The sequence below is a fragment of the Mesorhizobium vachelliae genome (assembly GCF_033977325.1).
GTDB lineage: Bacteria > Pseudomonadota > Alphaproteobacteria > Rhizobiales > Rhizobiaceae > Mesorhizobium > Mesorhizobium vachelliae.
Genome location: NZ_JAVIIR010000025.1, coordinates 39,334 through 47,806 on the forward strand (window position 1 = coordinate 39,334; position 8,473 = coordinate 47,806).

The window sequence follows — 8,473 nt, forward strand, 5'->3', positions numbered from 1 at the left end:
CATTTCAGCCGGACGCGCTATTCTTGGCGCCATGGCCGAACCGGACGAAGCCCGCAGATTCTACGCCAGGCTGATGGCCGCGCAGGCGCGGTCGGCCGACCCGCGCATCGAGGAGGTGTTCGCCTCGGTGCCGCGCGAGGCTTTCCTGGGCCCGGGGCCATGGACCGTCTTTGCCGGAGAAGGCCGGTTCGAGACGCCGAGCGCCGATCCTGGTTACATCTACCAAAATGTGCTTGTCGTGCTCGATGCCGATAAGGGCATCAACAATGGCGAGCCGCTCCTGCACGCCATGTGGCTCGCCAAGATCGAGCCGAGACCTGGCGAGCACGTCACCCATATCGGCACGGGCACCGGCTACTACACGGCGCTGCTGGCGAGGCTGGTCGAGCCGGGCGGCGGCGTCACCGCCTTCGAGCTGGAGGCCGGTCTCGCCGCGCGCGCCAAAGCGAATCTTGCCCGATACGCCAACGTCGAAATTATCGAGGGCAACGCCGTCGACAATCCGCTGCCGCTATCCGACATCATCTATGTCAATGCCGGCGTCGTCGCCCCGCCGGCAGCATGGCTGAAAGCGCTGAAACCCGGCGGCCGCATGATCTTTCCGTGGCGCCCCTCTGAAACCATCGGCCTCGCGGTCCTCATAACGCGACTGAAAAACGGCTTCACCTGCCGGCCCTTCATGGGCTCCTGGTTCATCCCTTGCGTCGGCGCTTCTACCGCCGAGCCGGGCGCGAAGATACCGACCCGCGAGCGCGCAGCGCGCACCCGCTCGATCTGGCTGAGGAAAGACAAGGCGCCCGACCGCACCGCGACCGCCATCTTCGGCGATGTCTGGTTCTCGTCACGCACCATTCGCGCTGACAACACGCGATAGAAATTCGCTGGGCGCTGTCGGAGAGCGGCCTTGCCGTTCGTCCTAGGAGCAATTCCAGGAAAGTGCGAAGCGGCTTTCCGTCAGGAATTGCGTCAACCACTCTAAGCAGAAATCCGGCCGCGACGGCGCGGACCAGCGAAAAAGGAGAAGACAGATGCGCAAGATCATCGCCGCCACGTTTGTCAGCCTCGACGGCGTCATGCAGGCGCCCGGCGGGCCGGAAGAAGACCCGGTCGGCGGTTTCAAATTCGGCGGCTGGACCTTCCATTACTTTGACGAGGTGGCGGGCACGGCAATGGAGGAGCTATTTTCCAAACCCTTCTCGCTGTTGCTCGGCCGCAAGACCTACGACATCTTCGCCGCGCATTGGCCGTATCAGAACGACGCCATCGCCGACATATTCAACCCTGCGGTGAAATATGTGGCGACGCATCGGCCGGATTCGCTGACCTGGCAGAACACCCAGTCGCTTGGGCCCGATATCGTTGCAAGGCTTAAGGAACTCAAGCAGGAAGATGGGCCAGACCTGCTCATCCAGGGCTCAAGCACTCTGATCCAGACCTTGCTCGCCAACGGGCTGATCGACGAGTCCCGGCTGATAATCTTCCCACTGGTGCTGGGCAAGGGCAAGCGGCTGTTCGGCGACAACGCGATGCCGGCGGCCTTCAAGCTCGTCAAATCGCAGGCTTCCACCACCGGCGTCATTATCGCGACCTATGAGCGCGCAGGCGAAATCCGCGTCGGCTCCTTTGCCCAGGAGAAGCCGTCGCAAGCCGAGCTCGAACGGCGCAAGAACTGGAAATAGTCAAAAGCGATCTCGCGGCGGGCTGGGCCTGCCGCCTATTCGCATTATGAAGCCGCTTTCGCAACGATGATGGAACGGTCAGGAGCCGCCGATGATCCCCACCATTACTGCCTTCGAACGCTCGCCCGATGGCGGCAGGGGGCTGGCGCGCGACATGCAAGTCCGTTGGGCACTTGAGGAAGTCGACCAGCCTTATGACGTTCGCCTCGTTTCGTTCGATGCGATGAAGCAATCCGCGCATCTTGCGCTCAACCCCTTCGGCAGTATCCCGACCTATGAGGAAGGCGATCTTGCTCTGTTCGAGTCAGGCGCGATCGTCCTTCACATCGCGGAGCGTCACGCCGGCCTGTTGCCGGAGGACGCGAACGCACGGCCGCGCGCGATTGCCTGGATGTTCGCAGCCTTCAGCACCATCGAGCAGCCGATCCTCGAGCGCGCGACCGCCGTGATCCAGGAGGGCGACGCGCCATGGCGCGACCAGCGCCTGCCCTTGGTCGACGACCGGATCCGCAAGCGGCTGGCCGAACTCTCCCGCTGCCTCGGCGACCGCGACTGGCTCGACGGCGCCTTCAGCGCCGGCGATCTTGTCATGGTGGGCGTTCTGCGCCGGCTGCAGAGATCGGGACTGCTGAACGAATTCCCGAACGTTGCCGCCTATGTCGCCCGCGGCGAGGCTAGGCCGGCCTTCAAGCGCGCTTTCGACGCCCAATTGGCGGTCGCCATGGCGGCGGCGAAGGGCTGACCGGCGATCGGCTCATGCCGCCTGGCGATAGCGGGAAAGACCCTCGCGGATATGGCTGGCAAAGGCCTGCGCGGCCGCCGGACCGGCATGTTTCGGCAGATGCAGGTTGACGGAAAAATTCGGCAGCGCCGGAAGGCCGGCATCGGACAGGATGTCGAGATCGGCCGGAACCGTCGAGGCAAGCCATGTGGTCACGGCAAGGTCCGACCGCACCGTCGCGGTCGTGGCATCGATGTTGCCGTTCTCGAACACGGTGCGCCAGTCGAGCCCATGCTCGGCGAGCGCGGCGAGCACCGCCGGCCGGAAGGCGCAGGTGTCGGCAACGATGGAAACCGGCAGTGGCCGCTTCATGCGGGCCGCCCCGCCTCTGGCGCCGACCCAGACCAGCCGATCGACGAGCAGGCATTCTCCGGTGGTCGGGCCGACGCGCTCTTCGATGACGGCAAGGTCGATCGTGCCCGCCGCCAGGGCCGCCGCGAGTTCCGGCGAGGAGGCGCAGACCAGCGAAATCTCCACCTGCGGACAGGCCTCGGCATAGGCCTTCAGCACCGGCGCGAGCAACGTGCCGACCAAATCATAAGGCACGCCGATCCGAACCTGCCCCGCAACCGCCCCGCCCCTGATCTCGGCAAGGATCTCGTCATTGAGCTGCAGCAGGCGCCTGGCCCTGTCGAGCAGCCGCTCGCCGGATCGCGTCAGCTTCAGGCCGCGGCGGTCGCGCTCGAACAGGCTTTGCCCCAGCACCTCCTCGAGCCGCTTAACCTGCTGGCTGACGGCGCCTTGCGTCAGGTGAAGCGCATTTGCCGCCGCCGTCATGCTGGCCTTGTCGGCCGTCGTGACGAAGGTGCGGATCAGGGTCGTGTCGAGGTCGCGGATCACAGACGGCATTATAATTCGTAATGCAAAACATATCAAACATTGCATTTACTGATGGCCGGCCATGTCTAGCATAACGCTTCCATAAGGAACGCGTCATGCTCCAGCCTATCCTGCCCCTCATCCTGTTCGCTTTCGTGGCCACCGCCACGCCCGGCATCGCCACCACCTTGTCCACCGCATCGGGCGCCCAATTCGGCTTCCGCCGGTCCGTGCCGCTGATGGCCGGCAGCGCGGCGGGCCTCGCCACGGTAACCGGCGCGGCGGCCGCGGGGCTGGCTGGCCTGCTGCTTGCCATGCCGTCTTTGCAGCTTGTGATGAAGATCGCCGGCTCGCTCTACCTCGTGTGGCTTGCAGCCAAGATCGGCCGTGCGGGGCCGCCCAATCTCGACGTGACCATGGCCAAGCCGAACAGTTTCTTCGGCGGCGCCGGCATCCAGTGGATGAACCCGAAAGGCTGGGCAGTGGGTCTGGGGGCGGCCGCTTCGTTCGCCGCATTGGCCGACGGGCCGGCGCAACTCGCTTTGCTGCTCGGCTCGACCTTCGGCCTCACCGCCGCGATCTCGCTGTCCATCTGGTGCGTGGCCGGCATGATCCTGGCGCGGCTGCTCAAGACGGAATGGCAATGGCGCGCGCTCAACGTCGCGCTGGCGCTCGTGCTGGCCGCCTCGATCGTGCCGATGTGGCGGCCGGTATAAACGCTGGTTCCTCGCCCCCACGAAGGTGGGGGAGAGGTGGCTCGGCGAAGCCGAGACGGAGAGGGGGACTGGCGCCCAACGCAACAATTGTCGGGCGGAGGGATTCGCCCTACGAAGGCCCCTCTCCGGCCGCTTCGCGGCCACCTCTCCCCCGCGTTGCGGGGGCGAGGAAGAACTGCCGCAACCCTCAGACGGCGTAGCGCGCCGCCGGCTTGCCGGAAAACAGGCTGCCGAAGAAGTGATCCCTGGCGCCGAGATAGGTGTTCAACTCGGAAGGATCGGCAAGGCCGGGCGCGGTGACGGTCTCGCCCTGGGCGAACCCGGCAAGTGCTGCGTCGACCAGATCTTCGGCGCTCATGATCCGGTCAGGATTGACCTTGTCGAGGCTGATGCCGGAGACGTCCCACAATTCGGTGCGGATCGGTCCGGGCACCACTGACTGGACTTTCACATTGGTGCCAGCGACTTCCTTCTGCAGCGCTTCCGTGAAGTTGGCGACATAGGCCTTGGTGCCGCTGTAGATACCGCCGACGGCAATGCCATAGGCGACGACCGAGGCGATGTTGATGATGGCGCCGCGGTTGCGCGCAAGCAGGCCCGGCAAAACCGCCCTGGTCAGCCTGGTCAGCGCCACGACATTGACCTTGATCATGCGCTCCGCCGTGTCGGCGTCGGCGTCGGCAATCGTCTCCAGGCCGGCCACGCCGGCATTGTTGACCAGCAGCGTCACGCTGTCGTCCGTCGACACCGCCTGCTCGACGCGGCGCAGATCGGCATCGACGGAGAGATCGGCGACGATCACCTCGACCTTGCGGCCATAGGCATAGGCGAGCTTGTCCGCCAGTTCCTGCAGCCTGTCGGCGCGCCGCGCCACCAACACCAGGTCGTAGCCCTGCCCCGCCAGCCGGTCCGCATAGACCGCGCCGATGCCCGACGACGCGCCGGTGATGACGGCTGTGCCCTTGTTGTCCTTCGTGCTCATTGTCCTGTTCCTTTGTTCGCTTCGATTGATCCGGCGCCGATGGTCAGTTCATCCGCCGAGCCTCTGATTTCAATTAGTGGCATATGCCACTTTTGTCGAAGTAGGTATATGCCACTATCTTGTCAACGGCAGCGGCGAAAACTATTTCTGCGGCAGGCTGGCGCATCTCTTCGCCAGCGAGGAGTGATTATGACCGAAGCTCGGAAGCCAGGATTCAGCGACTGCAACAACGCCACGCTGCGGCGCGCCGCGCGTAGCCTCGGCCGCTTCTACGACGATGCGCTGGCGCCCTCAGGCCTGAAGAGCACGCAGTTCGGCCTGATCTTTCAGATCCACATCAGCGACGAGCCGGCGATGGGCACCATCGCCGAGGCGCTGATCATGGATCTCTCAGCACTTGGCCACACCCTGAAGCCGCTGATCCGCGACGGTTATGTCGAGACTTTTGCCGACAAGGACGACCGCCGCGTCAAGCGCGTGCGGCTGACACCGCGGGGCCAGGCCAAGCTCGACGAGGCGCTCAAGCTGTGGAGCGTCGCCCAGCGGCAATTCGAGGACAAGGTCGGCGCGGAACAGGCCGCGAAGCTACGCGCAGCGCTGGACGCTGTGGCTGATCTGAACCTGGAAATGCCGGCGGCCGCTCCCTCGCTTTGAAGAAGCGGCCGCTATTGAGGTTTGGAGCTGCTTTTACTCAGCCGGCATCGCAACCGGCCGGGCCAACATCCGGCCGGCAAGCACCACGCCCAGACCGATGATCGGAAACACCGCGGCGATCAGGCCGAGGTCGGCCGGCGCGCCGAAGCGCAGCACCGCGGCGCCGACCACCGCGCCCAAGGCGACGCCGAGATAGAGCGCCGAGGCGTTGAGCGACAGGACGATGGGCGCGGCATCGGGCGCAAGCTTGATGATGCGGCTCGCCTGCGCCGGCGGGAAGGCCCAGCCGACGATGCCCCACGGCACCATCATGCCCATCAGCGCCGGCCCGGCAAGATGATGCGGCAGGAAGGTCGGGATCAGCGAGAAGGTGACGAGCATCGCGGCCGACAGCGTCAGCGACCAGGCGACGGTGCGGGTGGCGCCGAAGCGGTCGGCGGCCTGCCCGCCGGCGATGTTGCCGATGACGGCGCCGACGCCGAAGGCAAGCAGCATGCCCGGCAGCGCGATCGGGGAGAGCCCGCCGCCTTCGATAGCCAGGGGCGCGATGAAGCTGAACACCGTGAAGGCGCCGACCAGCGCAAGCGCGGTCGTCAGAAGGATCGGCATCACGCCGGGGCGTACTGCCGCCGCCAGCCTGCGCTTCAGCGGCAGCCTGGTGCCGATGATGCCGCGCGGCAGCCGCCACCACAGGATCGCGCCAGCGAGCGCGCCGAGCCCGGCGATGGCGAAGAAGGTGCCGCGCCAGCCGGCGATCGCCGCGACCAGCGCGCCGAGCGGTGCGCCCACCGCAACCGCCACGGTGGTGCCGCCGACGACGACGGCGATGGCGCGCGCCCGGTGATGGTCATCGACCAGGGCCACGGCCGTCCCTTGCGCGGTCGCGGCGAACAGGCCGGACGACAGCGCCATGACGATGCGCGCGATCAGAAGCAGCTCGAAGGACGAGCTCACCGCCGCGACCAGGTTGCCGATCACGAAGAACACCAGCGTCCACAAGATGACGCGCCGCCGGTCCCATTCGCCGGTCAGCGTCGCCAGCACCGGCGCGCCGATCGCATAGGCGAGCGCGAAGGCGGTGATCAGCGAGCCGGCGAGCGGCACGGATATGCCGGCATCGGCGGCGATATCGGGAAGAAGGCTGGAAATGACGAAGCCTTCGGTCGAGATCGCGAACGACCCGAGCGCCAGCCAGAAGATCCGCTTGTCCATGGGGCAACTGTCCTTAGTTCAAAAGTTATTGAACAATTGGACATAGCAGGGCATGATGTCAACCGAGCCTGGACAAAATAGCTGAACCCTGCTGACAGCCCTGTGTCAGGACCGGGCCGAAAGGAAAAGGCTATGTCTGTCGGCGGAAAAGGAAGCCGCGTTGAAGTTCGTGCCGTTTGTGCTTAATTCTGGGTCATGAGCCTGCCCCATCCAACCGCCGACCAGATCAGCCTGCCGATCGTGCTTGCCGTGCTCGGCGATCCGACCCGGCTTGCTATCGTGCACTATCTGGCAAGCAAGGAAGGCGTGCCGCTGAACTGCAGCAAGTTCCTCGACCTCGCCTCCAAGACCAATCTCAGCTACCACCTCGCCAAGCTGCGCGAGGCGGGCGTCACCCGCAGCGAAGCGGCCGGCACCAGCCGGCTGATCACGCTGCGCCGCGACGATCTCGACAAGCGTTTTCCCGGCCTGCTCGACAGCGTGATTGCCGCGGCAGAGGGCGACAAGGGTCTGCCGGCCGTCGGCACCGCCGAAGTCGAGGTTTCGGCCTGAGCGACATTTGCGCGCCTCGGGCCTCATAATCGCCGCTAAATTGAGGATGACATCCGGCAACCCCGCCGCCTATATCTGGTCGCGCCTTGGAAATTGCAGCTAGAAGATGAAGCGCAAAGCTACGCTCCGACTGACGCTGAAGGCACTCTTCGCCGTTCCCTTGCTGCTCGCCGCCCTGCCAGCCTTGGCTCAGGATGCGCCCGGAACAATCATCTCGATCATCGGCGGGCTTGCGCCGGACGATCTCCTCAACATCCGCGCCAGCGCTTCACCGGGTGGAAAGATCGAAGCACGCCTGCCTAACGGCGCGGCCGTGAAGAATTACGGCTGCAAGGCCGTCAACAATTATCCATGGTGCAAGGTCGAGGACACGCAGGACGCCCACATAACCGGCTGGGCGCCGGCCCGCTATCTCAGTCCCAACAACCCGGCGCCGCCCCCTGAAGACAGCGCCGCGCCGGCGACCGCCGATGTCGCATCTCAACCGCCTCCTGAGGAGCCGCAGCCGGATATAGCGGCGCGCCTGGGCGGCGGTGAGCCGGCCGAGCCGCCTTCCGCGACCGAGATCGGCAAGACCGCCATGCAGGATGCCTATGGTCTCGCTTTCGCGGCCGCGGCAAACGCCGAGTCCGATGCCCCTCCCCCCGATGCCGCCGCCGACATCCCCTGCGCTCGCCATGTCGGCCAACCGATGACCCGTTGCGAGATAAGCGTCGCGCATACAGGCGGCGACAGCGTCGTGACGGTGACCTGGCCGGATGGCGGCAGCCGCGTCATCAATTTCCGCGACGGCAAACCAAGCGGCTCCGACTCCTCCGACGAATTCCGCTTCACCCGCGAAGGCACCCTCAACATGATCCGCATCGGCGTTTCCGAACGCTTCGAGATCACGGATCAGGTGGCGCTGGGGGAATAGAAGCAGGGGAGTAAGGGAGTAAGGGAATAGGGGAGTATGTTCACAACGCGCGGTAGTGTGCTGAGAGTTCTGCAAATTCGCCGAGAGAGGGCGGTCATGGCAGGCTGGTGATTGTTCACGTCACCGATTCCCGCGAAGGAACGCCACCATGACCAAGACTGA

Annotated in this window: 10 protein-coding genes; 7 read left to right on the top strand and 3 right to left on the bottom strand. The window is 65.3% G+C overall.

The features are described from left to right. Window positions 1-31 precede the first annotated feature (31 nt). From RFM41_RS31745 to RFM41_RS31755, 3 genes are all read left to right on the top strand, one after another. Window positions 32-874, top strand: coding sequence for a protein-L-isoaspartate O-methyltransferase family protein (locus RFM41_RS31745; RefSeq protein WP_320253221.1), 843 nt, complete (start codon window positions 32-34; stop codon window positions 872-874). A gap of 154 nt (window positions 875-1,028) precedes the next feature. Then, window positions 1,029-1,679 (top strand): dihydrofolate reductase family protein, encoded by a 651-nt coding sequence (locus RFM41_RS31750; protein ID WP_320253220.1) that lies wholly within the window; start codon window positions 1,029-1,031, stop codon window positions 1,677-1,679. Between the two features lie 91 nt (window positions 1,680-1,770). Further along, complete coding sequence (locus RFM41_RS31755) at window positions 1,771-2,421, top strand: glutathione S-transferase family protein (RefSeq protein ID WP_320253219.1); 651 nt, start codon at window positions 1,771-1,773, stop codon at window positions 2,419-2,421. Window positions 2,422-2,433: 12 nt separating this feature from the next. Here RFM41_RS31755 and RFM41_RS31760 read toward each other — a convergent pair whose 3' ends face one another. After that, a complete protein-coding gene (locus RFM41_RS31760; protein WP_430691590.1) occupies window positions 2,434-3,300 on the bottom strand; it encodes a LysR family transcriptional regulator in 867 nt (288 codons plus the stop codon). A gap of 95 nt (window positions 3,301-3,395) precedes the next feature. Here RFM41_RS31760 and RFM41_RS31765 point away from each other — a divergent pair, with 95 nt between their 5' ends. Beyond that, window positions 3,396-3,995, top strand: coding sequence for a LysE family translocator (locus RFM41_RS31765; RefSeq protein ID WP_320253217.1), 600 nt, complete (start codon window positions 3,396-3,398; stop codon window positions 3,993-3,995). A 187-nt stretch (window positions 3,996-4,182) separates the two neighbouring features. On the opposite strand, the gene RFM41_RS31770 is transcribed toward RFM41_RS31765, so the two are convergent. Continuing rightward, window positions 4,183-4,977, bottom strand: coding sequence for an SDR family NAD(P)-dependent oxidoreductase (locus tag RFM41_RS31770; protein WP_320253216.1), 795 nt, complete (start codon window positions 4,975-4,977; stop codon window positions 4,183-4,185). A 189-nt stretch (window positions 4,978-5,166) separates the two neighbouring features. Here RFM41_RS31770 and RFM41_RS31775 point away from each other — a divergent pair, with 189 nt between their 5' ends. After that, a complete protein-coding gene (locus RFM41_RS31775; RefSeq protein WP_320253215.1) occupies window positions 5,167-5,631 on the top strand; it encodes a MarR family winged helix-turn-helix transcriptional regulator in 465 nt (154 codons plus the stop codon). Between the two features lie 33 nt (window positions 5,632-5,664). Here the strand turns inward: RFM41_RS31775 and RFM41_RS31780 are convergent, their stop codons facing one another. Further along, window positions 5,665-6,843 (bottom strand): MFS transporter, encoded by a 1,179-nt coding sequence (locus RFM41_RS31780; RefSeq protein ID WP_320253214.1) that lies wholly within the window; start codon window positions 6,841-6,843, stop codon window positions 5,665-5,667. A 195-nt stretch (window positions 6,844-7,038) separates the two neighbouring features. Between RFM41_RS31780 and RFM41_RS31785 the strand changes: the two genes are divergently transcribed. After that, window positions 7,039-7,395 carry an ArsR/SmtB family transcription factor gene (locus RFM41_RS31785; protein ID WP_320253213.1) on the top strand — a complete coding sequence of 119 codons (357 nt, stop codon included), beginning with the start codon at window positions 7,039-7,041 and terminating at the stop codon, window positions 7,393-7,395. 106 nt (window positions 7,396-7,501) lie between these two features. Further along, window positions 7,502-8,311: an SH3 domain-containing protein gene (locus RFM41_RS31790; RefSeq protein ID WP_320253212.1), complete on the top strand. Its 810-nt coding sequence runs from the start codon at window positions 7,502-7,504 to the stop codon at window positions 8,309-8,311. Window positions 8,312-8,473 lie beyond the last annotated feature (162 nt).

What these genes read in the sequence shown, in the direction of transcription:
- RFM41_RS31745 (WP_320253221.1), top strand. Translation starts at nt 32, where the DNA reads ATGGCCGAACCGGACGAAGCCCGCAGATTCTACGCCAGGCTGATGGCC.
- RFM41_RS31750 (WP_320253220.1), top strand. Translation starts at nt 1,029, where the DNA reads ATGCGCAAGATCATCGCCGCCACGTTTGTCAGCCTCGACGGCGTCATG.
- RFM41_RS31755 (WP_320253219.1), top strand. Translation starts at nt 1,771, where the DNA reads ATGATCCCCACCATTACTGCCTTCGAACGCTCGCCCGATGGCGGCAGG.
- RFM41_RS31765 (WP_320253217.1), top strand. Translation starts at nt 3,396, where the DNA reads ATGCTCCAGCCTATCCTGCCCCTCATCCTGTTCGCTTTCGTGGCCACC.
- RFM41_RS31770 (WP_320253216.1), bottom strand. Translation starts at nt 4,977, where the DNA reads ATGAGCACGAAGGACAACAAGGGCACAGCCGTCATCACCGGCGCGTCG.
- RFM41_RS31775 (WP_320253215.1), top strand. Translation starts at nt 5,167, where the DNA reads ATGACCGAAGCTCGGAAGCCAGGATTCAGCGACTGCAACAACGCCACG.
- RFM41_RS31780 (WP_320253214.1), bottom strand. Translation starts at nt 6,843, where the DNA reads ATGGACAAGCGGATCTTCTGGCTGGCGCTCGGGTCGTTCGCGATCTCG.
- RFM41_RS31785 (WP_320253213.1), top strand. Translation starts at nt 7,039, where the DNA reads ATGAGCCTGCCCCATCCAACCGCCGACCAGATCAGCCTGCCGATCGTG.
- RFM41_RS31790 (WP_320253212.1), top strand. Translation starts at nt 7,502, where the DNA reads ATGAAGCGCAAAGCTACGCTCCGACTGACGCTGAAGGCACTCTTCGCC.